This is a genomic window from Thermococcus henrietii (genome assembly GCF_900198835.1).
Classification (GTDB): domain Archaea; phylum Methanobacteriota_B; class Thermococci; order Thermococcales; family Thermococcaceae; genus Thermococcus; species Thermococcus henrietii.
The window spans coordinates 326,328-351,904 of sequence record NZ_LT900021.1; the positions used below are offsets into that span (position 1 = coordinate 326,328).

The window sequence follows — 25,577 nt, forward strand, 5'->3', positions numbered from 1 at the left end:
CTCACTCCCTCCTGAGGCGCGGGTTGAAGACTTCCTCCATGCCTATGTTGATGAAGAACAACGCCGTGATGATGAGGGTGATAATCAGCCCTGGCGGGATGAACCACCACCACCAGCCGAACTGGAGGGCGTTGTAGGCTATCGCCCTCTGGAGGATGTTTCCAAGGGAAACCATGGTCGTCGGTCCGAGACCGATGAAGTCGAGGGTTGCAGAGGCGAGTATTGCACCGCTGAACTGCAGGATCCCTGCCATGAAGATGTAGGAAATCATGTTGGGCATTACCTCGGTGAAGATAATCTTGAAGTCGCTCAGCCCCGCGAGCTTCGCGAGGTGGACGAACTCCCTGTTCTTGAGCGAGAGGGTCTGACTCCTCACGGCCCTCGCGACCCAAGGCCAGCCGGTGAGACCTATGATGAGCGCCTGGATTCCCGGTGTTCTGGCGGAGAGATAAGCCGCAACGAGCACCAGGAGTACTATGGACGGAATCACCAGCATTATGTTCGTGAACATCATCAGTATCTCATCGACCCAGCCACCCTTGTATCCTGCAACGAGGCCTATGGTTATGCCCAGCGCCGTTCCGAGCAGGGCCGCAAGGAGGGCTATCCACAGGCTGGTCCTGAGACCGTAAACGAGCCTCGCGTAGAGGTCCTGACCATTGATGTTCGTTCCGAGGATGTGGAGGACCTTGACCTGTTTGCCCGTGTAGGTCGTTATGACCTCGTGGCTCATCGGGGGAAGCGTCTTCGTTCCGTAGGAGGCTATTTTAACTCCCCCGACTTTCTCGTAGTAGAGGCCGTCCCACGCGAAGGGCGTGAAGAGCGGGCCGATTAGGGCAAAGATTACAAAGAACATGAGGAGGCCGAAGCCGAACTGGAACTTCCTGTTCTTGAAGGCGATTCTAACCATCTCGAACTTGCTTCTCCTCGCCATCTTCAACCCTCCGTGTAGCTCGCCCTGACGCGCGGGTCAATGAAGGCGTAGATTATGTCAATCAGGAAGTTTGCCGCGAGAACTGAGACGACGACGATGAGGAACGCTCCCTGGAGGAGGAAGTAGTCTTGGCTGAGTGCCGCGTTCATTATGAGAACGCCTATCCCCGGGTAGTTGAAGACTATCTCCGTTGCAATGGCCCCGGCAACCATCATTCCCAGCTGCAGGGCCAGACCCGTTACCTGGGGCAGGATGGCGTTCCTGTAGGCGTGTTTGGTCATGAGCTTCTCGCTGGCTCCGAGGGCCTCAAGGTAGCGGACGTAGTCTGCCTCGAGCTCGTAGATTATCATGTTGCGCATTCCTATCGCCCAGCTACCAATCATGACTATGAACAGGCTCAGGAAAGGCAGAATCCAGTGTGAGAGGAAGCTCTTGATAAAAGCCCAAGAAAGGCTTGGGACGAGGTTCTCGGCGTAGGCCCCCGAGTATGGAAGCCACCCAAGCTTAACCCCCACAACGTAGACGAGAATCATCGCGAACCAGAAGTAGGGCATGCTCGCGAGGAAGTAGAATACCGGCATCGTGTACTTATCATACTTCTTGTTTTTACCCGCGATTGCACCGAGCCAGTTACCAACGAGCCAGCTGAGGACTATCGCGGGGAGGAGGATGGCTATATCATACGGAAGGGCGTGCTTGATTATACTCGAAACGGGGGCGTGGTAAAGCATGCTGTAACCGAGGTTGCCATGGAAGAGGTTAACCCAGAAGTTGAGAAACTGCTTCCACATGGGCTGGTTTAAGCCGTAGAGTTGCTCGTAGAACTTTACGAGCTGAGCGCTGGCAGCACTGCCGCTCCTCGACATCATGGCCTCTATCGGATTGCCAGGCATGAGTCTGGGCAACAGCCAGTTAAGGGTCACGGCAAATATGAACGTAATTCCATACACGAAGATTTTGCGTGCAAGGTACTTCTTGAACCCCATTGCCTACCCTCCGCCGCTTTGGTTTTCAACAAAGTTGAGAGAAAGGAAAGGAGGCATCACCTTCTACGGCGCCTCAACAACAGCGGGACAACGGCAAGGCCAACTATTGCGGCCGGACCGCAGATGCCCTTGCTGCTCTTCGAAGTAGTAGTGCTGCTCGTCGGAGCCTGAGTGCTGGTGGCAGTGTTGGTGCTGGTCTGGCTGCTGGTGTGGGTCACGGTCGCGCTACCTCCGGTCGGCTTGACACCGAGCAACGCTAGAGCCGTTCCCCAGGTTCCGTACTTGGCCCAGAATATTGGGACGCCGTAGGGATTCTTCTCGTTGGGCCAGTTGGTCCAGTACTTGGTGTTGGCCTCGTAGAAGAGCGTTGCCATGTAAACCGGAACGGCCGGAACGTCCTTGAGCCATATCTCACTGAGCTCCTTTATGTACTGGGCCTCCTTGTTCGGGTCGGTGGTCTTGGCGAACTCGTCGAGAATCTGCTGGGCCTTCGGGTTGGTGTAGTTGCCGAAGTTGGCAACACCATCCTTGGCGAGGAGGGCGTTGTAAACCGCGTAGGCGGTCGGCTGGAAGGTTCCAGCCCAGTGGAGGCCAAGGTCGAAGTCACCGTTGTGGTACTTGCTCATCATGGTACCCCAGTTGTACTTGTCGATGACGACCTTGATGCCAAGGGCCCTGAGCTGGTTCTGGATTATCTGAGCGGTTGAAATCCAGTCGGAACAGCCGGCACAGGTGACGAGGTGGAGGACTATCTCCTTACCGTTGTAGGTCCTCCAGCCGTTGGAGTCCTTCTTCATGCCGAGCTGGTCGAGTATCTTGTTGGCCTCGGCGATGTTGCCGTACTGCCAGCCGTACTCCTTGATGAGACTGTCGAGGTCTATCTTGTTGGCCCACTTCTTGAGGAGACCCGTTCCAAATGGTATCTCAGAAGGCATTCCACCTATCGGCCCGTTGGTGATTATCTGCTTCGGGTTGATTGCCATCGCAATAGCGCGCCTGAACTGCGGGTTGTTCATCGGGGGCTTCTTGGTGTTGAAGTAGAGCAGAACAGGGGCAACGGGCGGGAAGTAGGGCGGCTTGTCAAGCCAGCTGACGAGGTACGGGTTCTGCTTCTTAGCCTGGACGATGTCAATGTAGTAGGTTCCAACGTCAAGGTCGCCCTTGATGAAGGCGTTGGCGGCCTGGGCGTTGTCCTTTATGTAAAGCTGGATGATGTACTTCGGGGCGGGCTTGCCGAAGACCTTGTTGCCCCACCAGTCGTCATTCCTTATGAGAATGGCCTTCTGGCCCTGGACGACCTTGTAGAGCTTGTACGGGCCGGAGCCGACGAGGTACTTCATCTCGTCACCGAGGAAGGTCATCTTAGCGACCTTCTTGGGGTCGAGGTTCTTGAAGATGTGCTCGGGAATTATGAGGGCACCCTGTCCCCAGCCGTAGAAGAGCTGGAGCTGCCAGAGCTGGTAGTTCGGAGTTCCTGAGAATATGAAGTCCACGGTCCTGTTGTCAACGACCTTTATCTCCTTGAGACCAAGCTTGGTCCAGTTCCTGAGACCCATCTCCTGATAATACTCGTAGGAGAACTTAACGTCCTCGGCTGTCAACGGCTTGCCGTCCTGCCACTTGAGTCCGGGCCTGAGTTTAACCTCAAAAACGTTTGGTTTGACCCACTTCCAGCTCTCGGCAAGCCAGGGCTTAAGTTGGCCTGTCATGAAGTTCAGCATTGCAAGGGGTTCAAATATAAGACCGTCGAGACCAATGATGTTGCCGCCCGAGAAGGGGTTGGCGTTGGTCGGCGGAGCGCTGTTCGCTGTGTACAGCGTTTCGTTCCTCGGGTACGTCGAAGCGGCGCTAACCGAGGCAAAACCAAAAAGACTCCCGAGCATTATGGCCACAACGGCCACGGCCAGGTACCGTTTCATAGTTCGTCACCTCATTATAAAGGATGTCAATTTTATAACATTCGAGGATTCTATATAAGCTTTTTGGTGGACGCTACTGTCCCCGGATGTATAAACTGTGCGCAAATTACAAGTCTGTGCGGGGGAGCACCTCAAAAACTATAAAAACCATGAAAACCACAAATCAATACAAAGTTATAAAGCAGGGGAGCGGTGAACAGGCATGTCCAATTTCATCTGGGGAGTTGTGCAGTCCGCCTTTCAGTTCGAGATGGGTGACCCCCTCAGGCGGAACATTGACGCGAGGAGCGACTGGTGGCACTGGGTTCGCGACCCCTTCAACATCAAGAATGACCTCGTGAGCGGGGATTTGCCAGAGGAAGGCATAAACAACTACGAGCTCTACGAGATAGACCACCGCCTGGCCAAAGACCTCGGCCTGAACGCCTACCAGCTCACCATCGAGTGGAGCAGAATCTTTCCCTGCCCGACTTGGGGCGTAGAAGTGAAGGTTGAGAGGGACTCCTACGGGCTGATAAAGCGCGTGAAGGTTCCGAAGGAAGCGCTTGAGGAACTCGACAGGCTGGCGAACAGGAGGGAGGTTCTCCACTACCTGGCAGTCCTTAAAAACCTGAAGAAGCTCGGCTTCACGACCTTTGTAACGCTGAACCACCAGACGTTGCCGGTATGGGTTCACGACCCGCTCTGGACGAGGAGCGACTTCGAGGGGAGCAGAGCGAGAGGCTGGGTTGACGAGAGGAACATAATCGAGTTCGTCAAGTTCTCAGCATACTCCGCCTGGAAGTTCGGCGAGCTGGTTGATTTCTGGGCCACCTTCGACGAGCCGATGGTTACGGTTGAGCTCGGTTATCTGGCGCCCTACGTCGGCTGGCCCCCGGGAATCCTTAACCCGAAGGCGGCCAAGAAGGTCATCATCAACCAGATGGTGGCCCACGCGAGGGCCTACGACGCTATAAAGGAGTACACGAAGGCCCCGGTGGGAATAATCCTCAATATAATCCCCGCCTATCCGCTCAACCCCCACGACGCGAGGGACGTTAAGGCAGCCGAGAACTACGACTACTTCCACAACAGGCTCTTCCTTGAGGCCCTGAACAGGGGAAGGGTCGACCTGGAGCTCGACTGGAACCCTGTGAAGATTCCCCACCTTGAGAGGAACGACTGGGTCGGCAACAACTACTACACGAGGGAAGTTGTGAAGTGGACCGAGCCACGCTTCGAGGAGCTTCCAATGGTTACTTTCGTCGGCGTCGAGGGGTACGGCTACTCCGGAAACCCGAACGGCGTTTCCCCGGACAACAACCCGACGAGCGACTTCGGCTGGGAGGTCTATCCGAAAGGTTTATACGACTCCACCGCCGAGGGAGCGGAATACGGGAGGCCGGTTTACATAACCGAGAACGGCGTGGCCGATTCCAAGGACATACTCCGCCCGAGGTACATAATCGAGCACGTGGAGGAAGTGAAGAGACTGCTCGAAAACGGTGTAGACGTCAGGGGCTACTTCCACTGGGCTCTAACGGACAACTACGAGTGGGCGATGGGCTTCAAGATTCGCTTCGGCCTTTACGAGGTCGATATGATAACCAAGGAGCGCATACCGAGGAGGAACAGCGTTGAAACCTACCGTAAGGTTGTGAGGGAGGGAGTGGAATGAAGACGATAGCCGTTGACGAGACCACCTGGAAGAAGATTAAGATGCTCAAGGACAAGTTAGAGGCCCGCTCCTACGACGAAGTCCTCCAGAAGCTCATAGAGACGTGGCACCTCGTCGAGCTCGACAAGAAGGTCGACAACGTCGTCGTTGACGAGGAAGAAGCTGAAACGCTGATTAGCATACTCGAAAAGAAGAAGGGGAGTTAGCCATGCCACTGCCACCGGACATAACCTTCGACAGCATAACGCTCCTCAAGATGCATACCGCCAAGAGGAAGAGACAGCTTGAGATAACCCTCGCCAAGTTCAACGTCTCCCTGTCAATCATCACCGTCTACCGCTACCTCTCGGCCAAGGCCTACCTCAAGAGGAGCGTCGAGAGGGAACTCGAAATCCTCAAGGACATCTACAACATAGTCCCCCTCGATGACAGGATAATAGCGAAGGGGGCCCAGATTGAGGGCCAGCTCCTCCAGAGGGGCGTCATGCTCGACCTTGAGGACGTGCTTACGGCCTCGACGGCGATAGTGACGAACAGCCTACTAATAACAGACAACCCGAAGCGCTACGAGCCGATGAGGCAGTTCGGCCTCGACACGATGCCCCTCGAGAAGTTCCTCGGCGAACTCGAAAGGATAGTGAAGAAAGAACTCAAATGAGCTCTGCGAAGGGAGTTATGTGCAGGAACAGGCCGGGCATGAAGCGTAAGCCTTCCGCATACTTCGTTCCCGCTTTTTTCCCGTAGTAGAGCGCCACCGTCCTGAGGAAGGGCTCCCACTGCTCCCAGATATCGTCGGTGAACTGGCTCTTATGAGCCCTCACGGCCTTCAGTTTGAGCTCCATGACATCGGTAATGTCAACGAAGTAGTTGGGCTTGGCGGTGTAGTAGAAGCCGAAGACCTCGACCTGATATGGTTTTATGCCGAGCTGGACGTCGCTCGGAATAACGTTTGGCAACGGGGAGAACGATACCGCCTCGAGGGCGAGCCTTCCAGCGGTCACGTGGTCGGGGTGGGCTTCATAGGGCAACCAGGGGTCCGGAGCCAGAACGGCGTCCGGTTTCTCCCGCCGGATGACCTTGATTATCTGGTTCCTCGCCTCGACGGTGTAGGGAAGCTCCGTGTCCCTGTAGCCGAGCCAAATGATTTTGTTCACGCCGAGCATTCCCGCGCTATCTTCCTCCTCGCGCTTCCGGATTAACGCCAGCTCGTGGGCGCTCACGTTCTCGTCGGTTGTTCCCATCGAGCCGTCTGTGAGGCAGAGGTAGACCACCTCCTTGCCAGCCTCGGTCAGCTTCCTTATCGTTCCGCCCATTCCTATAACGCAGTCGTCTGGATGAGGCTCGATGCAGAGGATTTTATCCACCTCATCGAAGGGGTTGCTCAGGTCGAACTCGAGAACCTCGTCGAGGAGCCTCCTGAAAGCCGTCTCAAAGTCGTTCACGTCCTCAAACATGTACACCACCTCAATTATAATCATCGCTGGATTTATAATCAATGGTTAGAATATAAAAAGGTTTCAGTCCAAAAAAGCAAAGGGTTTAAAGTCAACGCCCTTAAGGATAGCGGTGGTGCCGATGGAGGAGTTCGTCGAGGTCAAGATTCCGAAGAGCCTCTACGACAGGATAAAGGAGCGCGTCGAGGAAGCCGGGTTCGACAGCGTGGACGAGTACGTTACCTACGTCCTCAGGGAGGTCCTGGCAAGCCTTGAGGAGGAAGAGGAGGAAGTCTTCAGCGAGGAGGAAGAAGAGAAAGTCAAGGAGCGCCTCAGGGCCCTCGGCTACCTTGACTGATTCTCACCATTTTTCAACCCGCAACTGAGGTGATAAAATGGTTTCAAAGCCCCACGGCGGAAAGCTCGTCAGGCGTATCGTCGCCGAGAGAACACGTGAGAGGATTTTGAGCGAGCAGAGTGAATACCCCCGCGTTCAGATTGAGCACGGCCGCGCCATAGACATCGAGAACATCGCCCACGGCGTTTACTCGCCCCTGAAGGGCTTCCTCACGAGCGACGACTTCCAGAGCGTTCTCGACAACATGCGCCTGAGCAACGATTTACCCTGGACGATTCCGATTGTCCTCGATGTTAAGAAGAGGAACTTCGACGAGGGAGATGCAATCCTTCTCTACTACGAGGACCTCCCGGTAGCGAGGATGCACGTCGAGGAAATCTACACCTATGACAAGAAGGAGTTCTCTGTGAAGGTCTTCAAGACCGACGACCCTGCTCACCCCGGCGTTGCAAGGGTCATGAACATGGGCGATTACCTGGTCGGCGGTGAGATTGAGCTCCTCAACGAGCTACCGAATCCGTTCGCGAAGTACACCCTAAGGCCCGTTGAAACGAGGGTTCTCTTCAAGGAGCTCGGCTGGAAGACGATAGTAGCCTTCCAGACGAGGAACGTCCCGCACCTCGGCCACGAGTACGTGCAGAAAGCGGCGTTAACCTTCGTGGACGGCCTGTTCATCAACCCGGTCCTCGGGAGGAAGAAGAAAGGTGATTACAAGGACGAGGTCATAATAAAGGCCTACGAGGCCCTGTTCAAGCACTACTATCCGAAGGACAGCGCAACCCTCGCGACCGTCCGCTACGAGATGCGCTACGCTGGGCCGAGAGAAGCTATACACCATGCCATAATGAGGAAGAACATGGGGGCAACGCACTTCATCGTCGGTCGCGACCACGCGGGCGTTGGCGACTACTACGGCCCCTATGAGGCCTGGGATATGTTCGACAACTTCCCCGACCTCGGAATAACCCCGATGTTCATCAGGGAAGCATTCTACTGCAAGAAGTGTGGCGGAATGGTCAACGCCAAGATATGCCCGCACAGCGAGGAATTCCACGTCCACATAAGCGGAACCAAGCTCAGGAAGATGATAATGGCCGGCGAGCAACCTCCGGAGTATATGATGCGTCCGGAAGTTTACGAGGTCGTCAGGAGCTTCGAGAACCCCTTTGTGGAATGAGGTGAAACGTTATTACCCTTCTCATCCATCTTTTATCGGTGGGACTGATGGAGGAAGTCGAGGTAGTTTATGAGAACGGCGTCTTCAAGCCGTTGAAGAAGGTGAACCTCAAGGAGGGAACTCACGGTAAGGTAATCGTCGAGCTTGGATTGGCGGACATCATTGAGAAATTCAGCGAGAAAGTTGAGAAAGACGCCCTCAAGGAGTTCCTGGAGGAGCGGAGATGATAGTGGTAGATACCTCCGTTTTCATAGACGCCATTTTCGAGTACAACAAGGAAAGAACGACCATTGCACGGGAGCTTTTCAGGAATATCCAGAACACAAAAACCCAAGTTATAGAGCCGGACATTTTCAAAATAGAACTGATAGGCCAACTGGTCAGGCGAATGGACGCTCGAAAGGCTATGAATCTGTATGAACTACTCATTGAAAGACTAGAGATTGTTGATACATCAAAATTAAAGGAAGTAGCATTTGAAATCGCGCTGAAGACCGGGTGCAGGGCAATTGATTCGCTTTACATAAGTGTCGCCCACTCCAGAAACGCTGTTCTCATCTCGAACGATAGATTTCAGGTTGATAGCGCTCTGAAATTTGGAATCAAGGCATTTTACCTGCTCGAGGAATGGCAAGAGTTAAATAAGCTCTTTGAAAAATCAGGGAAGGTGAGTTAGGTGAACCTAATCGTCCACCACTGGGACACGGACGGAATCACTTCAACGGCACTTCTCGTGAAGGCGCTGAACCTTGAGGACTTTACCAACATGACCTCGGAGATAGGCGAGTTCCGCTTCGACGAGAGAATCTGGAGAGCAATCGAGAGGGCCGAGAGGCTCTACGTTCTGGACTTCAACGTTCCGGGCGAGGTCGAGAGGGTTAAAGTCCCCACGCTCTTCATCGACCACCACAGCCAGCCGAGAATAAAAAACCCGCTCGTTGAGCAGGTGAACCCGTCGCTCGAAGGGAGCTATTATCTCTCGTGCTCCCTCGTGGTCTCGGAGCGCTTCAACCTCTTCAACGCGTGGACCGCCCTCGGGGCAATCGGCGACATCGGCGAGAGGGCGTTCGGGCTTGAGTGGGTCGGAAGGCTCCTGGAGGGAGAAGGGCTCTCGAAAGAGGAAGCCCTCAGGCTCGTGGAGCTTATGGATTCGAACTACATAGCCATGGACAGGGAGGGCGTTGAGGAAGCCGTGAAAGTTCTCCTGAACAATCCGCTCAAGGAACTCCTCGACTACGAGCCTTGGGTTAAAAAGGCAGAGGCGATAAGGGAGTCAATCGAGGAAGCCCTTTCCAGCGTTGAGGAGAGAAACGGTTTCGCCTTCGTCCGCTTTGAGAGTCCCTACAACATCATCTCCAAAGTCGCCAGAAGGCTCGTGTGGGAGAGGGGTTACAGGGGAGCAGTTGTCATCAACCGGAACTTCCACGGAAAGGCCCAGCTCTACTTCCGCGTCTCGCCAGAAACGGCCGAAAAGATTGACATGAAGGCCCTGATAGAGCGGGTCAAGGAAACCGGCGCGAACGCGGGAGGAAAGCGGGAAGTTCTCGGTTGCGTCTGCGAGAGGGGAAAGGTTGATGAGGTTTTGAAGCTGATAGAGGAGCAACTGGGGTGGTGAGATGTTCGAGGAGAAGGTTAAGGAGGGTATGGAAAAAGCTAAGAAGCTCTTCGTCATCGGTCTCGACTCGGCTCCGCCTGAGCTACTATTCGGGAAGTTCTACGACGAACTGCCGAACCTGAGGAAGCTCATAGAGCGCTCGATTCACGGGCCGATGAAGACGGGCATTCCGGCGATAACGATTCCTATGTGGATGGTGATGGTCACCGGCAAAACGCCAGGAGAGCTAGGCCTCTACGGCTTCAGGCACAGGAAGGGCCACAGCTACACCGAGTACTGGATTGCCCACAGCAAGAAGGTAAAAGAGCCGACGCTCTGGGACTACCTCGGGGCGAGGGGAAAGAAGTCGATAATCGTCGGAGTCCCGCCAACTTACCCACCGAAGCCGATAAACGGCCACCTCGTCAGCTGTTTCATAACCCCAGATGCGAGCGTGGACTACACCTACCCGAAGGAGCTCAAGGGCGAGATTGAGCGCCTCGTCGGCGAGTACATCTTCGACGTCCCCTTCAGGAAGGAAGCCAAAGACGAGGTCAAGGAAGGCCTCTGGGAGATGACTGAAAAGAGGTTCGAGGTAATCCGCTATCTTTTGAGCGAGAAGGAGTGGGACTACTTCCACTTCGTCGAGATTGGCCTCGACAGGGTTCACCACGCCTTCTGGCGCTACTTCGACCCTAACCATCACCTCTATCCCGGAAAGGGCAACGAGTACGAGAACGTCATTCCCGACTACTGGAAGCTCTTGGATAAGGAAATCGGGAAGACGCTTGAGCTCATAGACCTCGACGAGACGGCCGTGATGATAGTTTCCGACCACGGCATAAAGGCGATGCACGGCAACTTCGCGGTCAACCAGTGGCTGGCAGAGGAGGGCCTCCTCAAGGTCAGAAACCCGGAGGTCCTCCACGACGGGAAAATCAAGCGCTTCGAGCAGATTAAGGTTGACTGGAAGGAAACGGTAGCGTGGGGCTGGGGAGGCTACTACTCGCGCGTTTTCCTCAACGTGAAGGGCAGGGAACTTTTCGGTAAAGTCCCGAAGAGCAGGTTCGACGAGGTCAGGGAAGAAGTGGCCGAGCTTATACGCTCCATACGCGGTCCGAACGGCGAGAAGTGGGACAACCGCGTCTACTTCCCGGAGGACATCTACCCGGTCGCGAGGGGCAACAAGCCCGACATAATGGTCTACTTCGACAACCTCAACTGGCGCGCGGCAGGAACCGTTGGACACCCGAGCAACTACCTGCCAGAGAACGACACCGGGCCGGACGACGCGAACCACTCGGAAATCGGCGTGTTCTCGCTCTACCTTCCGGGCTTCGACGAGGCAAAGCAGACCCAGCTGACAATCTACGACGTGGCCCCAACGGTGCTTACACTCTTCGGCCTGAGGGAGGAAGCCGAGAAGCTCAGGGGAGAGAGCATTCTCCCGTGAGTCCCTTAATTTTTTGAGAGGGTCGGTCAATGGAAATCAGATTCATCCCTCATGCGCTTCAGAGACTCGAGGAGAGGGGGATTCCCAGAGAACTCGTTGAAGAGGCCGTCAAAAATTCCGACGAGGTTAGAGACGGCTACTGCGGGAGGAAGGTTGCCCAGAAGAGACTGAACGGTAGGTTGATAAGGGTCATCTTCGAGGAAGAGGAAGGAGACGTCGTCGTAATAACTGCCTACGTGACGTCCAAGGTTAGGAAATACGGGGGTGAAAGGGCTTGAAGATATCGTACGACCCGAAACACGACGTCATGTATATAAAGTTCTCCGACGGGCGGATAGTCGAGAGCGTTGAGGTTGAGGAGGGCGTGATTATCGACTACGGCGAGAACGGCGAGATTATAGGCATCGAGATTATCAACGCATCCGCGAGAACCCACACTCACCCTCTTAACGAGATAACCGTCAAGATAGAAAGCGCCACAACGTGAGGAGGGAAGGACGTGACCGTTAAGAACCTCGAGAAGGGCTTTACAATCTGGCTCACCGGACCGAGCGGTGCCGGGAAGACGACTTTAGCGGTAAAGCTCGCGAGAAAGCTCAGGGAGATGGGCTACCGCGTTGAGATACTCGATGGAGATACCATAAGGAAAACGCTCTACCCTGAGCTGGGGTTCTCGAAGGAAGCGAGGGAGATGCACAACAGGGTTGTAATCCACATGGCGAAGCTCCTCAGCAGGAACGGGGTCATTGCGATTGTCTCGCTCATCTCGCCGTACAGAGCTGTCAGGGAGTACGCGAGGAAGGAGATTGGCAATTTTATCGAGGTCTACGTCTACGCTCCCCTCGAGGTCAGGATTCAGCGCGACCCGAAGGGTCTCTACGCCAAAGCCCTGAGGGGCGAGATAAAGGGCCTCACCGGCTACGACGGCGTCTACGAGGAGCCTGAAAACCCCGAGGTGAAGGTGGACAGCTCCAAGATGACGCCGGAGGAAGAGGTGGAGGTAGTAATAGCGAAGGCCAGGGAGCTGGGCTACCTTCCGTGAGGTGATTCCATGAACCCCGCCTTCGTCGGTCTCGGCTTCGTTGTGGGATTTCTCATAGGGCTGACCGGCGTGGGTGGGGGTTCGCTCATGACACCCTCTCTGATTTTTCTCGGTGTCGAGCCTTTAACGGCAGTGGGGACCGATTTGCTCTACGCGACCGTGACGAGGGTCTTTGGAGTTCTCTTCCACGGGAAGAGGGGCCACGTGAGGAAGGACATAGCGCTCCGCCTCTTAGCTGGAAGCGTTCCAGCGGTTTTGATTGGCGGTTACGTCGTGAGGCACATCCCCAAGGACGTCCTGAACCAGTACCTGACCCTCGTCCTCGGCGTCATTCTGGTCGTTACTGCCGTTTTGAGCCTGCTCAAGGGCGAGATAAGGCTTCCCCTACGGCCGAGGTGGGCCTACGTCTACTTGCTCGGCTTCATCGTCGGGCTAACGGTCCAGTTTACCTCGGTTGGGGCGGGTGTTATTATCAGCTTCACGCTCATGAACGTCGCCCGGATTAACCCGCGCGAAGTGGTAGGAACGACGATACTCTACGGGCTGGTCCTTTCGGCGATGAGCTTCTTGAGCTACGCCGAGATGGGAAGCGTCGATTACGCGCTGGCCGGAACGCTCATAGCCGGAACCATTCCCGGCGTTTACCTCGGGACGAGCGTGAACGCCAAGGTTGATAAGAAGAGGCTCAAGAGGGTTATCAACGTCATAATCCTGCTAATTGGCATAGTGATACTGATGAAACGTTTGGGAGCAGGGTGAACGGAATGAACATCGAGGGAGTTGTGGCAAGGGTTGGGCCGTTGAAGAGGATGCTCTATCCGATGTACAAGCGAAGAAAGGAGAGCGACTACGAGGCTGCGTTCAAAAAACGCCTCAAAGAACTCGAGTCCCTCAACATTGAGATACGCGACCGCCTTAACGTCCTCGTGGTGGTCGCAGACTGTCTCCGCTTCAAGAACACCAGTTTGAGCGGATACGAGAGGGACACGACCCCGTTTCTCTCATCGCTGAGAAACTCTGGAAAGGCAGCGGCCACGGCGCCCTGGACACATCCCTCGGTTGCATCCATTATGACGGGACTGTACCCTCACAACCACGGTGCGTACATTCACTCAAAAGTCAGAGACTTCAACAACCCTAGGAATATCAAGGGCATACGCCGGAAGCTTTTAACCCTTCCAGAGATAGCGGGTGCGAACGGGTACGGGGTTTACTTTGCAACGTCCATAGACGTTGCGACGTTCCCCATGAGGGGTCGAACTCCGGTCAGGGTTTATCCCGCCGAAACAAGGGGGGATAAGATAATAAACGACTTCCTGAAATGGCTCGAGAGGCTGAGGGAAAGAAACTTCTTCGCGTACCTTCACCTAGGGGACACCCACGAGCCCCTCAATCCACCAAGGGAGTTCAGGGACTACTTTGGGAGGGTAAAGAGAATCAGAAACATTGACAGATGGTCCTTTCAGAGACCGGAGGAGCAGAAGGGAAAGAAATTCGAAGAGTTCAAACGAAACAAGCTTCTCCTGTACGACAACACGATTAGGTACGTCGACTGGCTTTTTGAAAGGCTGTACAGGGAACTCGAACGCCGCGGACTTCTTGAAAGTACGCTTTTGGTATTCACCGCTGACCATGGGGAGGAGTTCTGGGAGCACGCAGAGCTCGAGGCCGGAAACTTCTACGACCCCCGCGGGGTATACGGGGTTGGACACGGGCACAACGTGTTCAACGAGATACTGGAAGTCCCGCTAGCTGTTGAGGGACCTGTGAAGGGCCTGAGGATGGAGAACCGCTCCCTCGTGGATTTAGCGCCGACGATTCTCGAGGCGTGGGGAGTCGAACCACCCTACGAACTTGATGGGCGCTCCCTGAGCAGAAAACCCCGGAAATTCCTCCTCAGTGAGGCCACCGGATACGGCTACGAAAAGAAGGCCCTAACCGTTGGCGGTGTGAAGTTACTGTACGCACCTGAGGACAGCGTTGAGTGGGTGTTCCTGCTGGAGAGGGACCCCGGCGAGACCAAACCGATAACCGACAGGGAGCTCGTTGAAGTTATGAGGAAAAAACTCCTATCAATACTGGCCAGGGACGAGATTAAGCTGAAAAACAGCGCGCGGTGAGAGCATGGCGGATGAGGTCGTGGGAGAGCTCGGACGGGCCGCGAGGGGTGGGGTAATAGCCCTGGTCGGCCTCATGGTCTCTGCTGTCTTTGGTTTTCTCGTGAGAGCCCTCGTGGGAAGGATATACGGACCAAGCCAATACGGAACGTACAACCTCGCGTTCACGGTCTTCAACATCACGCTGATCGTGGTGATGCTCGGATTTCCTATGGGCATTCAGAGGCAGATTTCATACTTTCTCACAAAGAGACCCAAGGACACCGGGATTCTCGTCTCAACAGCGCTCGCGATAATTCTGGGCACGTCCCTGACCGGGCTCATCCTCCTCGAAGCCACGAGAGGCATCATACCTAGGTACATCGGGGGCGGCCCCAGCACCGACAGGCTCCTGCTCTCCCAACTCATAGGGATACTCGCACTCAGTCTACCCCTATCGGCTTCGTTCAACGTTCTAATCTCGGTGAGTCAAGGGTTCAAACGCGTTAGGGAGTACGTGTTCTATGGAAAAATGCTCGTGCCGGTCCTGTACTTCATCTCAGCTGGTCTTGTAGCGGTTGTGTTTAGGGCAGGGATTTCAGAAGTGGTCACTGCGTACGTGCTGGTACAGCTCACGGGACTAATTTTAATCTCTCGTGACCTCCTGAAGGCAGGAATACTGCCCAAACAGCCCGCGTTCTCGGCAAAGATTGGGAGGATTCTAGTCACCTTTTCGGCACCCCTCGTGCTCTCAAACATCGTGTGGTTCATCATGACGTGGACCGACACCCTCATGCTCGGCCACTACTACGGGAGCACCGTGGTCGGGATATACAACGCGGCGTCCCCCCTGGCGAGGTTCATACCCGTGTTCCTTGTAGCATTTACTGTGATATACAGTCCAATAGCAACGATGTTATATGCTCAGGGAAAAAAAGATGAGATCAACAAATTATACTTATCAATAACAAAATGGGTATTTCTGCTAACATTTCCATTGTTTATTTTATTGTTCGCATATCCAGTAGCAGTATTGAGGGAATTATTTGGATTAAAATATGTAGAAGCTCAAGTTTCATTGATAATCTTGTCCGTAGGGTTTATGTTTCATTCATTACTCGGTCCAAACGGATTAACCCTCGTAGCAATAGGCTATCCAAAAAAAGAAATGATAGGAAATATAATAGGAGCATTATTAAATGTAGCTTTAAATATTATTTTAATTCCACAATATGGTATGACAGGGGCATCTATTGCAACCGCGGTATCATATATAATCTCGAGCATGTATAAACAAGTCGTGTTATTTAACATGAATATTAAGCCATTCAACAAGGAATATTACAAAGTAATATGCATCGGTATTGGATTCACAATATTGGGGTTGCTATTCCCAACAGATGATATATTAAAAGCTATTATATACACAATAGGGGTCACAGTAGGATTTTATATAATGTTAATAATCTTTGGCACATTCACTGAAGAGGACATTAGATTATTAAATAGTCTAACAAAAAAAGCAGGAATAGATCTAGAAAGATTAATAGAAATTATCGAAATATTCTCAAAGAAATTAATTAACAAATAAGGGGGATGCCCAATGAAAGTCATTCATTTAATGCTCAATTCGTTAACTCCTTACTTGCCTCATAAAGATCCACTCTACTATGATGGAGATTGGCACGTCAAAGTTGCAAAACAAATAAGGGCAAGGACCAAGAGATATACAATTGAATGCTGGAGAATAGATCAAAAAGAAAGAGTACCCAGAGAGACCGAAAGAGACAACATAAAATATAGGGTCTTTCCTTCGACTCGAATTGCAATTGGTGCTACTATTGAGATATCAAGAGAACTAACCAAAGAACTCATCAAAGAAACAAGACAAAACGATATTCTACTGCATATCCATGGGTTATACAATCCCAACGTGGACCAGTTACTAGTACAATTAAAAAAATATACGAAAAACGTCCCAATAATAATCCAAGCACATGGAAGAACATTTCCATTAGTTCAGTATAAAGAGATAGGTAAGCCCATTGAGTATCCATACTATATATTAAATTATATAATCGAATTTTGGGATTCTTTAAAAAATATAGACAAGTTTTTTGTTCTAAGGGATACTGACAAAGAAATTCTATCAAAACTATTCGGAGAAGATAACGTTAAGATCATGCCAATGGGAATCGACATGAATCTATTCAAACCTACCAACATGAAAAAAGCCCGAGACGCTGTTGGATTTAATAGGTCCAACCAATACATTCTTTATGTCGGAAGGTTTGAAAAAAGAAAAGGCATACATTTATTAGTGTCCATGTTTCGTATTGTACATAAAATTCTTGGAAATGTCAAGTTAGTTCTAGTGGGGGAGGGGCCATATAAACCGATACTTCAAAATATCAGCAGACATGAAAAAGATATAATACTCCTTCCGTGGAAATCCCAAAAAGAACTACCCCTATATTACAACGCTACGGATTTGTTTACTTTCCCTAGCCTCTATGAAAACTGGCCAATCGCACCACTAGAAGCACTAGCGTGTAAAACCCCTGTACTAGCTAGCCCTGTTGGCGCCATACCCAGATGGTACTACAAAGAAAAAATTAAGGGAATCTTCATCAAAAACCCAACAAAACCAGAAGAGTTTGCTTATAAAGCATTAGACATATTGAATGACTCGCGGAGAATAAAAAAGGAAATTCCTCGAAATCAACTCAAAAGATATTCTTGGGAAGTTATTGCAAAAAAAACCATAGATACATATAGAGAGCTGGAAGATAAATATTATTAAAGGAGGAAATGTTATGGTCAAACCACGTAGAGTAACTGTGGTAATCCTCAACTGGAACAACTGGAGGGCCACAGTCGAGGCCGTTGAATCAGTTTACAGGTCCAAGTTTGATAACTATGATGTAATCGTGGTGGACAACAACTCAACAGATGAGTCCATCGAGATGATTAAAAGGTACGCCCTGGGAGAAGTTAAGGTTAGTTCAGAGTACATCAAGGACAACCCCCTCACTAAACCTTTGGTCATCTTCCACCTATCGGAGAGAGAAGCCCTAAGAGGGCGCTTCAACAGGCCATTGTACGAGAAGATAGACCCTGATAGAAGGCTGATTCTGATTGAGAACACGAGAAACTATGGATTTGGTGGCGGCAACAACGTTGGAATAAAATTTGCGCTCACGGTTCTGGATGCCGATTACATCCTTCTCCTTAACAATGATGCCATTGTGATGCCCGAAACTATTCCCAAACTCGTTGAGACTGCGGAAGCATTAAACTCCGGAGCCGTTGCCCCCAAAATCCTGTGGGCAAGAAACCCAGAACTCATCGATAGTGCAGGGGGGGAGTACTCAAAAAATGGATACAGTTTTGACAGGGGAAAATTTCAACCGTTCACTAAGTTCCCAAATCGAGATGAAGTCTCCACCCTCTGCGCTGCCTGTGCCCTGTATTCTTCAAGGGCACTACTTGAAGCCGGTTTATTCAACGGGGACCTGTTTTTCCTCTACTACGAAGACACTGACCTTGCGTCGAGAATTCGATGGGCAGGATTTAAGTTAATCTATGAGCCCTCGGCAAAGGCATACCACTACGGTGGAAAGAGCACTGGTGGCCTTGAGATAAGCGACCTTGCAATTTCACACTCCCTAAAAGGACACCTCGTCTGTGCAGTTCTGAACCTTCCCCTTAAGTACGCCCCACTGTATACCCTCGGAAACTTACTCTACGCAATGTACAATGTGGTTCTCAGGAGAAAAATTAAGTCAGTTGCAAAGGGATACATAATGCTACTTCGTACCCTTCCAATGGTTTTTCGAGAAAGAAGGCGGATAAAGAGACATATCACTGAAAGAGAGTTTTCACAACTCTTAACCCTAAAATGGAAAGTTTCCTAAGAACCTTTTTCTCAAAATAAAATCCGTTAAGGGTAGCGGGGAACCCTCTAGAGGATGCACTTACGCACCGCCCCTTAACTTCCCCGGGTATCTCGGCATCGTCAAAAACGATAACTGGCTTCCCTCTGGCGAGGGCCTCAACAATCGGCAGGCCCCAGCCCTCGTACTTTGATGCATGAACGTAGACGTCGAGCGAGTCGTAGAACTCAACCAGCTCCTCATCGGGTATAAAACCGAGGAGCTTTATCCTCTCGTCACCTTCGGCCAGCTTTTTAACGCGCTCGAACTCCTCCCCGGTTCCAGCCAAGAGGAGCCTCGCGTTCGGGTTGTCCCACTGCTTAAACAGTTCAACGAGGAGGGCATGCCTCTTATGGTAGTCCATCCTCGAGATGTAGCCCACCATGAACTTCCCCTTTTCCCTGAACTTTCCGGCGCGGGGCGGCTCGAGGAGGAAGCGCTCGTCTATCGGCTGGTGAACGACGGTTATCCTATCCTCCGGGATTCCCGCGAAGCGAACCAAGTCAACCTTTGTCAGGTGTGAGACTGCGTAGACCACGTCGCATTTCCTCGCCGAGAACAAGCCGAGGCGGATGAAGAGGCGCTCGAAGATGCCCTTGAACCCCCTCCTCGGGTGCTTTAAGGGGATTAAATCGTGTATCGTGACCCGCTTTTCCGCCTTTGGCTTGAAGAAAAGGAGCGTTATGGCTTCTATAATGCCAACGGCGTGGTAGGCGTCGCATTTCGAACGGACGAGCCAGAGGGGAACCTTGAAGAACTGCCAGAGGAAGTACGAAAACCTCTCGCCGGGCGACAGCTCGACCTCGTGCCCCTCACGCTCGAGGGTCCTGATTAAGTTCCTTGTGTAGACCGCTATTCCCCCAGCTTTGGTGCTCAAACGCCGGACGATTAGGCAGACCTTCATTCAACCACCCCGTAGACCGTGAGAAGCTCCCTAACAATCTCGCCCCAGTCGTAGCGCTCGGCCTTTCTCCCCGCGATTCTCCCCATCCTTGCAGAGTCCTCATGGGCGAGCATCAGCGCCCGGGCGAAGAATTCCTCGCTCAGCGGGACGACGAAGCCGGTTCTGCCGTTCTCGACGAGGTGCATCGAGGCGTTCATCGGGTGCTCAACGGTGACGACCGGAACGCCGGAAGCCATGGCCTCGACGACGACCATGCCGAAGCCCTCCCTCCTGGATGGAAACGCGAAGACCCTCGACGCTTTCATGAGGGCGATGACATCTCTGTAATCCTTCAGAAAGCCCGTGAAGGTGACGTTATCGCCGATTCCAAGTTCCCGCGCGAGGAGCTCAAGCTTTCTCCGCTCGGGGCCGTCGCCGGCTATAATAGCTTTGAAGTCGGGGAACTCTTCCCTCAGCAGAGCAAGTGCACGGAGGAGAAAGTCAACCCCTTTCTCGGGAATCAGCCTGCCGACGAAGAGAAAATCAAATTCCAGCGGCGATGGCTTCACCGAGCGAATAAGAGCAATATCTATGCCGTTGGGGACGAGGTAGACGGACTTTCTGAGGCCAGCGTTTAAGAGGTCAAGCCTCGTCTTCTGGGAGACGGAAACGTGCCTCTCGAAGGAGAACAGGCCCCGCTCAAGGGTTTTCCCTGCCAGACCTGCCCATCCGAGGTAGTCGAGCCAATAATCACCCCAGAACTCGTGCCAAGTTATGAAAACCTCCTCTCCCTTGAGAACCCTGAGCGAATAAGCTGGGAGGTAAGGGCTCGCCTGGCAGTCTACGACGTCGAAGCGCTCGCCCTTAAGAATGGGGACAAGCGAGATGGAATGGAGCAGAGGAGGGAGAATTGAACGCCTCCCGCCGGAGTACAGATTGCCAGTGCGAACGGTTCCGTGATAGTGAATCCCATCGCGCTCGATGTCCTTCGGCCCTCTCCAGTGTTTGTAGCCGTAGACGTGAACCTCATGTTTTCGAGCTAACCTTCTAGCCAGCTCGTAAATCCGCTTCTCGACCCCGCCTTTGACCCATGGGTAGACCACATCGTAGACGAAGGCTATCCTGAGGCTTTCCATCGCCACATGGTTGTCCGCTAACGTTTATAAGACCATCTAATGAAGTTAGCCCAGCGGAAAAAGGGTGTTGAACCATGGCAAGTACTCTCGTCACGGTACTCATTGGCATCACGGCGTTCTGGCTGGTCCTCTACACCCTCTTCGGAAAGAAGGAGGTAGACCCCGAAACAGGAGAGCCCATAGAGAAGGAAGAGGGGCTGAGCGTTGACTTCCTCGTGGCAATGTGGAGAACAAAGAGACTCCTCGGGTTCATAGACCGGCTTTCCGGGGTCAACAGACGTTTTTGGAAGGTGTACAGCGATATTGGAATCGCCCTCGGCTACCTGGGAATGGCCTACGTCTTCTATGCCCTTCTAAAAACTGCCATGGAAACGCTCAGAACCAAGAGCGCTCCGAGCGGAGTCCAGCTCGTCATTCCGGGTGTGACGATTCCCCTGTGGTACGGACTCATCGGTCTCGCCGTCGTCATGATTGTGCATGAGCTCAGTCACGGAGTGGTCGCAAGGGCTGAGGGGCTCCCCCTGAAGTCAGTCGGTCTGGTTCTCCTCGCGGTGATTCCAGGTGCTTTCGTCGAGCCCGACGAGGAGAAGCTTTCGAAGGCACCCCTCCGCTCTAGGCTCCGCGTCTACGGTGCCGGTTCGATGGCAAACGTAACCACCGCGATAATCACCGCCCTAATCCTGAGCTATGCCGTAACCCCCCTTTTAGTTCCCAGCGGGATACAGGTTGGGGATGTCATAAAAGGAGCCCCCGCCGACGGGGTCCTCCACAAGGGGGACGTCATAATCGCGATAAACGGGCAGAGCGTAAAGACCATGGACGAGTTCATAAAGGCTATGAACAAAACAAAGCCGGGAGAAACGATAACGCTCACCGTCCTCAGAAACGGGAAGGAGATGAACCTCAAGCTAACCCTGGGAGAGAACCCGGATAAACCCGGAAAGGGCTTTATAGGAATCCATCCCACCCAGTACGTAAAGTCCAGGGTAGGACACGAGGGACTAATCCTGCCGCTGTTCTTCTCGCTCTACTGGATTTACCTCCTCAACATAGGGATAGGCCTCATGAACCTCTTCCCATTGGTTCCCCTCGATGGAGGAAGGATGCTCGACGACGTGATAAAGGAGTACCTGCCTGAGAGAATCGCAAGACCCATAAGGTATGCAACGATAGGAATCGGTCTGTTCCTCCTGGCCCTAAACGTTCTGCCCGCGGTTCTCAACCTCGCTAAGTAAACGTATTCCCACTCTTCCTTTTTTGAATTTAAAGATTCCAGTCGAAGGCTCGAACTCAGGAAGGAGGGACTTAAGCACAACAAGGTTTTCAACGCCGGGCCTTTCAGTTGGCCTGAACTCGACTATGTGCTCCGCGTACTGGGAAAGCCACGAGAGAAACCTCGAAGAAACCCTATCCCTGTTTATGAGGAAGACGTTGAGGACCTCATCCACATTGGAGCGGGGGTAACTTTCCTTTAGGGCTATGTTCTTCTTTAGAATCCTCATGCCCGCGTCCTCACCAAAGATTTCAACAAAACCGTCCATTGTAACGGTAAGGCCTATCCTCTTAGGTTTGCCAAGGATGAGGCGCTTGTAAAGTGTAAGGATTTTGGGAAGAAACGTGCTTCCATCAACGTAGCCGAGGGAGTAAACGTAAGGCTCCCTGGGTTGTACCCCGTTCACGGAGCCGAAGACATCAATCACGGCAAGGCGACCTTCGGTTCCGAACGTATGAAACCCAAAGCGAACGGCAGTGGAATACTTCATGAGCAACCTATACGGAAGCGAGTAGCTCGTGATGACACCGTACCATCCTCGTTCAATGAACTTTTTAAAAACTTCAACACCAAGGGCCCAACCATAGGAACCCGTGTTGTATACTATTAGAAGGATTCCATCCTCAATTATGCCCCCACCAAGCATCTTGTCAAGGGCATCAATACCCGTCCTAAACACCTTGTACCCCATTTTCATCAACAGAGAGGGTAACACCCAACCTTTTTAAAAGCCTTTTCTTAGGGCAACCCATGCCCGCCACCTGCTCCAAATGTAGTCGTCCAGCGGTCTACCACGCGCGCTACACCGGTCGCTACTACTGCCACAAGCACTTCAATGAGATGGTCGAGAAGAAGTTCAAGGAGACCGTGAAGAAGTACCGCCTCATAGAGAAGGGCGAGCGAATAGCGGTAGGCGTTAGCGGAGGAAAGGACAGCGTCGTTCTCATGCACCTTCTGGCCAAGCTCCGGGAGAGGTTCCCCTTCGAGCTCGTCGCGATAACGATTGACGAGGGCATAGCCGGTTACCGACCTCCAAGCGTTGAGATAGCGAAGAGGAACGCGAAGAAGCTCGGAATAGAGCACCGCGTTTATTCCTTCAAGGAATACATCGGCTTCACCCTCGACGAGACGGTTGAGATAATGGGGAGCTTCGAGAAGAAGGAAAGGGTAGGTGCCTGCTCCTACTGCGGCGTCTGGAGGCGCTGGCTCCTCAACTACGCTTCCAAAGACGTCGGCGCCGACAAGCTGGCCGTAGGCCACAACCTCGACGACGAGGTGCAGATGTTCATAATGAACATTCTGAGGGGAGATATAGCCCGTTTAGGGAGAACGGGCCCCTACTACCAGGAAATCCACCCGGAGCTCGTCCCGAGGATAAAGCCCCTCCGAGAGATTCCCGAGAAGGAGATAGTCCTCTACGCGGTTCTGAACAACATTGAAGTTGACCTGAGCGAGTGCCCCTACGCGGTCGAGGCTTTCCGTGCCGAAATCCGAGACTGGCTCAACGAGATGGAGGAGAGGCACCCGGGAACGAAGTACCAGATTCTCAGGAGCTACGACAAGCTCTTCCCTCTGATAGCGAAGACCTACACGAAGAAAACCAGCGAGCTGAACCGCTGCAAGATATGTGGCCAGCCGACGACGGGCGAGATATGCAAGGCCTGCCAGTTCCGCCTCCAGGTCGAGAGGAAGGCGAGGGAAAGGGGACTGACGTTCAGGGTTGAGTAGCAAGGGTTAAATACAATTGTAGTTAGTTTGTATTGGTGATGGCATGGCCGAGAGGGTGGAGTATCCGATTTCCGTTAGACTGCCGGGTTACGTTGTTCGGAAGATAGACGAACTCGTCGAGAAAAGGGAATTTCGGAGCCGTTCGGATTTCATAAAGTTCGCCGTCACGTTCACACTCGGCCAGATGATGCTCGAAGAGGCGAAAGAGCTGGCAAGGAGCCTCAGCGAGGAGGAAATTAGAGTGGAGGCTGAGAATGCGCGGAAGAAACTCAGAAGGGGGGAATTCAAGGACGAGGAGGAAGAAGTGAAAGAGGTTCTTAGGGAGGTCGAGAGGGAGTACAGGAAACTAATGGGTGCCGAGTAAGGAAAGTTGTCAAAACGTATTAAACAACTATTTATAAAGACCTGTTTAGTATACTAAACAACCTTTATAAAGGTTGAGCGAGTAAAGGCTACCATGAACGAGAACATCGCGCGGGCCCTCGTCGAATGGCAGGAGAACTGGACGCCCGAGCTAATCGAGAGGGACTTCGACCCCTCGCTGATTCCCGAAAAGCCGAGAAAGGTCATCACGTTTGCGGGCTGTCGGAGAACTGGCAAGACCTATCTAATGTTCCAGCTGATAAACAAACTTTCTGAGAAAATTCCACGTGACGATATTTTCTACATCAACTTCGAGGACGAGAGGCTTGAGAAGAAAACCGAAACGCTGACGGAGCTCATACCCACCATTGAAGAGCTGTTCGGGAAGAAGGAGAGGCTCTATCTCTTCCTCGATGAAGTCCAGAACGTCCCCGGATGGGACTCGTGGGTGAGGAGAATACACGACTCAAGGGAAGACGTGAGGCTCTTTCTTAGCGGCTCCTCATCGAAGCTGTCGAGCAGGGAGATACCGACGTCGCTGAGGGGAAGAGCCCTTACCTTCGAGGTCTTTCCCCTGAGCTTTCCCGAGTTCCTCCGCTTCAAGAACTTTGAGGTGCCCGAGAGGGTGGAGTTCAGCGGGAGGAAAAGCGAGCTCCTGAACCTTCTGAGGGAGTACCTCATCTACGGGGGGTTTCCCGAGGTCGTTTTAGCGGAGGACAGGAGAATAAAGGGCATGATAATCAGGGACTACTTCAACACGATTGTAGCCCTGGACGTCGTTGAGCGCTATAAAGTCAGAAATCCCGAGGAGCTGAGGGCGTTCATAAGGCTACTCCTCAACTCGGAGTACTTCAGCCTGAGCAGGGCCGAGAGAACTATGAGAAGCCTCGGCCACTCGGTCAGCAAGGCGACTTTGGCCAACTACCTCCGCTACCTGAACGAGTGCTACTTTGCCTTTCCGGTCGAGGTTTTCTCGCCAAAGGTGAAGCTCAGAATCCAGCACCCGAAGAAGATATACTTCGTTGACACCGCATTTCTGACCTTCCTGAGCGTAAAGTTCAGCGAGGACATCGGCAGGCTAATGGAGAACGCGGCCTTCATCGAACTCCTGAGGAGGGGCAAAGAGGTAAACTACGCCATCGGCGAGAACTGGGAGGTTGATTTCGTCCTGCCTGAAGAGGAAACGCTCATTCAGGTCAGCTACGACGTTTCAAACCCGGAAACGATGGAGCGGGAGCTCAAAGCCTTGAAAAAGGCAAAGAGGACGTTTGGATGGAAGAACGCCAAGTTGATAACGTGGGACGTTGAAAAGAGAATAGACGGAATCGAGGTAGTGCCCCTGTGGAGGTTCCTCCTTGATAGTCGAGACGGCCGTTCCCTTTGATGAGCTTGAGGAGATAAGGCGAAAGAGCGGGGCGGGGGTTAGCTTAACATCCCTCGGAACCATCGAGAGGAGCGGGATAGTCCTCAATCGGGTTCTCGTGGAGGGTCCTCCCGCGGAAATCGAGCGCTTCATGGAGAAGCTCCGCCTGACGAGGGCCGGCGGTTAGTTTGTGCCCCAAACTTCCGGGCGGGTATTTAAGGGGTTCAGGGGACTTTTCTCGGTGGGA

The 25,577-nt window shown here is 52.8% G+C and carries 29 protein-coding genes; 22 read left to right on the forward strand and 7 right to left on the reverse strand.

Annotated features, from left to right (window positions below; translation table 11 throughout):
* Position 1: 1 nt before the first annotated feature.
* The 3 genes from CS910_RS01845 to CS910_RS01855 are packed head-to-tail and all read right to left on the reverse strand — an operon-like array spanning position 2 to position 3,839.
* Positions 2–934 carry an ABC transporter permease gene (locus CS910_RS01845; protein WP_099209466.1) on the reverse strand — a complete coding sequence of 311 codons (933 nt, stop codon included), beginning with the start codon at positions 932–934 and terminating at the stop codon, positions 2–4.
* Between the two features lie 2 nt (positions 935–936).
* Positions 937–1,920 carry an ABC transporter permease gene (locus tag CS910_RS01850; RefSeq protein WP_099209467.1) on the reverse strand — a complete coding sequence of 328 codons (984 nt, stop codon included), beginning with the start codon at positions 1,918–1,920 and terminating at the stop codon, positions 937–939.
* A gap of 56 nt (positions 1,921–1,976) precedes the next feature.
* The gene (locus CS910_RS01855; protein WP_099209468.1) at positions 1,977–3,839 is read right to left on the reverse strand and encodes an ABC transporter substrate-binding protein; all 1,863 of its coding nucleotides are present in this window, start codon (positions 3,837–3,839) and stop codon (positions 1,977–1,979) included.
* A 202-nt stretch (positions 3,840–4,041) separates the two neighbouring features.
* Between CS910_RS01855 and bgaS the strand changes: the two genes are divergently transcribed.
* From bgaS to CS910_RS01870, 3 genes are read left to right on the forward strand one after another with little or no spacing between them, the layout of a single operon-like run.
* The gene (gene bgaS / locus CS910_RS01860) at positions 4,042–5,496 is read left to right on the forward strand and encodes a beta-galactosidase BgaS (protein ID WP_099209469.1); all 1,455 of its coding nucleotides are present in this window, start codon (positions 4,042–4,044) and stop codon (positions 5,494–5,496) included.
* On the forward strand, positions 5,493–5,702 hold the full coding sequence (locus tag CS910_RS01865) for a hypothetical protein (RefSeq protein WP_042691091.1): 210 nt from the start codon (positions 5,493–5,495) through the stop codon (positions 5,700–5,702). The genes bgaS and CS910_RS01865 overlap by 4 nt, the downstream gene beginning before the upstream one ends.
* Positions 5,703–5,704: 2 nt before the next feature.
* Entirely contained in the window at positions 5,705–6,154 is a 450-nt protein-coding gene (locus CS910_RS01870; RefSeq protein WP_099209470.1) for a type II toxin-antitoxin system VapC family toxin, read from the forward strand.
* Here CS910_RS01870 and CS910_RS01875 read toward each other — a convergent pair.
* Positions 6,147–6,950 carry a PIG-L deacetylase family protein gene (locus CS910_RS01875; RefSeq protein ID WP_099209471.1) on the reverse strand — a complete coding sequence of 268 codons (804 nt, stop codon included), beginning with the start codon at positions 6,948–6,950 and terminating at the stop codon, positions 6,147–6,149. The genes CS910_RS01870 and CS910_RS01875 overlap by 8 nt on opposite strands.
* Positions 6,951–7,071: 121 nt before the next feature.
* Between CS910_RS01875 and CS910_RS01880 the strand changes: the two genes are divergently transcribed.
* From CS910_RS01880 to CS910_RS01945, 14 genes are read left to right on the forward strand one after another with little or no spacing between them, the layout of a single operon-like run.
* Positions 7,072–7,287: a CopG family transcriptional regulator gene (locus tag CS910_RS01880; protein ID WP_173866261.1), complete on the forward strand. Its 216-nt coding sequence runs from the start codon at positions 7,072–7,074 to the stop codon at positions 7,285–7,287.
* Positions 7,288–7,324: 37 nt separating this feature from the next.
* Positions 7,325–8,464: a sulfate adenylyltransferase gene (gene sat, locus CS910_RS01885; protein WP_099209473.1), complete on the forward strand. Its 1,140-nt coding sequence runs from the start codon at positions 7,325–7,327 to the stop codon at positions 8,462–8,464.
* Positions 8,465–8,511: 47 nt separating this feature from the next.
* The gene (locus CS910_RS01890) at positions 8,512–8,691 is read left to right on the forward strand and encodes an antitoxin family protein (protein WP_099209474.1); all 180 of its coding nucleotides are present in this window, start codon (positions 8,512–8,514) and stop codon (positions 8,689–8,691) included.
* Positions 8,688–9,140, forward strand: coding sequence for a type II toxin-antitoxin system VapC family toxin (locus CS910_RS01895; RefSeq protein ID WP_099209475.1), 453 nt, complete (start codon positions 8,688–8,690; stop codon positions 9,138–9,140). The genes CS910_RS01890 and CS910_RS01895 overlap by 4 nt, the downstream gene beginning before the upstream one ends.
* Entirely contained in the window at positions 9,141–10,079 is a 939-nt protein-coding gene (locus CS910_RS01900) for a DHH family phosphoesterase (RefSeq protein ID WP_099209476.1), read from the forward strand.
* 1 nt (position 10,080) lies between these two features.
* Entirely contained in the window at positions 10,081–11,511 is a 1,431-nt protein-coding gene (locus CS910_RS01905; RefSeq protein ID WP_099209477.1) for an alkaline phosphatase family protein, read from the forward strand.
* A gap of 29 nt (positions 11,512–11,540) precedes the next feature.
* On the forward strand, positions 11,541–11,789 hold the full coding sequence (locus CS910_RS01910; RefSeq protein ID WP_099209478.1) for a DUF4258 domain-containing protein: 249 nt from the start codon (positions 11,541–11,543) through the stop codon (positions 11,787–11,789).
* Positions 11,786–11,998, forward strand: coding sequence for a DUF2283 domain-containing protein (locus CS910_RS01915; protein ID WP_099209479.1), 213 nt, complete (start codon positions 11,786–11,788; stop codon positions 11,996–11,998). Before CS910_RS01910 ends, CS910_RS01915 begins: the two co-directional genes overlap by 4 nt.
* A gap of 12 nt (positions 11,999–12,010) precedes the next feature.
* Complete coding sequence (gene cysC, locus CS910_RS01920; RefSeq protein WP_099209480.1) at positions 12,011–12,553, forward strand: adenylyl-sulfate kinase; 543 nt, start codon at positions 12,011–12,013, stop codon at positions 12,551–12,553.
* A gap of 9 nt (positions 12,554–12,562) precedes the next feature.
* Entirely contained in the window at positions 12,563–13,312 is a 750-nt protein-coding gene (locus CS910_RS01925) for a sulfite exporter TauE/SafE family protein (RefSeq protein WP_099209481.1), read from the forward strand.
* Positions 13,313–13,317: 5 nt separating this feature from the next.
* A complete protein-coding gene (locus tag CS910_RS01930; RefSeq protein WP_099209482.1) occupies positions 13,318–14,673 on the forward strand; it encodes a sulfatase in 1,356 nt (451 codons plus the stop codon).
* Positions 14,674–14,677: 4 nt separating this feature from the next.
* Positions 14,678–16,240 (forward strand): flippase, encoded by a 1,563-nt coding sequence (locus CS910_RS01935; protein ID WP_099209483.1) that lies wholly within the window; start codon positions 14,678–14,680, stop codon positions 16,238–16,240.
* A gap of 12 nt (positions 16,241–16,252) precedes the next feature.
* Complete coding sequence (locus tag CS910_RS01940) at positions 16,253–17,452, forward strand: glycosyltransferase family 4 protein (RefSeq protein ID WP_099209484.1); 1,200 nt, start codon at positions 16,253–16,255, stop codon at positions 17,450–17,452.
* A 37-nt stretch (positions 17,453–17,489) separates the two neighbouring features.
* A complete protein-coding gene (locus tag CS910_RS01945; RefSeq protein WP_158523794.1) occupies positions 17,490–18,566 on the forward strand; it encodes a glycosyltransferase family 2 protein in 1,077 nt (358 codons plus the stop codon).
* Here the strand turns inward: CS910_RS01945 and CS910_RS01950 are convergent.
* The gene (locus CS910_RS01950) at positions 18,514–19,488 is read right to left on the reverse strand and encodes a glycosyltransferase (RefSeq protein ID WP_099209486.1); all 975 of its coding nucleotides are present in this window, start codon (positions 19,486–19,488) and stop codon (positions 18,514–18,516) included. The genes CS910_RS01945 and CS910_RS01950 overlap by 53 nt on opposite strands.
* Entirely contained in the window at positions 19,485–20,603 is a 1,119-nt protein-coding gene (locus CS910_RS01955; protein ID WP_099209487.1) for a glycosyltransferase family 4 protein, read from the reverse strand. Before CS910_RS01955 ends, CS910_RS01950 begins: the two co-directional genes overlap by 4 nt.
* A 74-nt stretch (positions 20,604–20,677) precedes the next feature.
* Between CS910_RS01955 and CS910_RS01960 the strand changes: the two genes are divergently transcribed.
* A complete protein-coding gene (locus tag CS910_RS01960; protein WP_099209488.1) occupies positions 20,678–21,838 on the forward strand; it encodes a site-2 protease family protein in 1,161 nt (386 codons plus the stop codon).
* Here the strand turns inward: CS910_RS01960 and CS910_RS01965 are convergent.
* Positions 21,800–22,576, reverse strand: coding sequence for a P-loop NTPase family protein (locus CS910_RS01965; protein ID WP_145955328.1), 777 nt, complete (start codon positions 22,574–22,576; stop codon positions 21,800–21,802). The genes CS910_RS01960 and CS910_RS01965 overlap by 39 nt on opposite strands.
* A gap of 50 nt (positions 22,577–22,626) precedes the next feature.
* On the opposite strand from CS910_RS01965, the gene CS910_RS01970 reads away from it, so the two are divergent.
* The 4 genes from CS910_RS01970 (at position 22,627) to CS910_RS01985 (ending at position 25,517) form a co-directional block, all read left to right on the forward strand.
* Positions 22,627–23,604, forward strand: coding sequence for a TIGR00269 family protein (locus CS910_RS01970; RefSeq protein WP_099209490.1), 978 nt, complete (start codon positions 22,627–22,629; stop codon positions 23,602–23,604).
* 43 nt (positions 23,605–23,647) lie between these two features.
* Positions 23,648–23,968: a ribbon-helix-helix domain-containing protein gene (locus CS910_RS01975; RefSeq protein WP_099209491.1), complete on the forward strand. Its 321-nt coding sequence runs from the start codon at positions 23,648–23,650 to the stop codon at positions 23,966–23,968.
* Between the two features lie 93 nt (positions 23,969–24,061).
* Positions 24,062–25,351, forward strand: a complete 1,290-nt coding sequence (locus CS910_RS01980; protein WP_099209492.1) for an ATP-binding protein — start codon at positions 24,062–24,064, stop codon at positions 25,349–25,351.
* The gene (locus CS910_RS01985; RefSeq protein WP_099209493.1) at positions 25,323–25,517 is read left to right on the forward strand and encodes a TIGR04140 family protein; all 195 of its coding nucleotides are present in this window, start codon (positions 25,323–25,325) and stop codon (positions 25,515–25,517) included. Before CS910_RS01980 ends, CS910_RS01985 begins: the two co-directional genes overlap by 29 nt.
* The last annotated feature ends 60 nt before the right edge of the window (positions 25,518–25,577 follow it).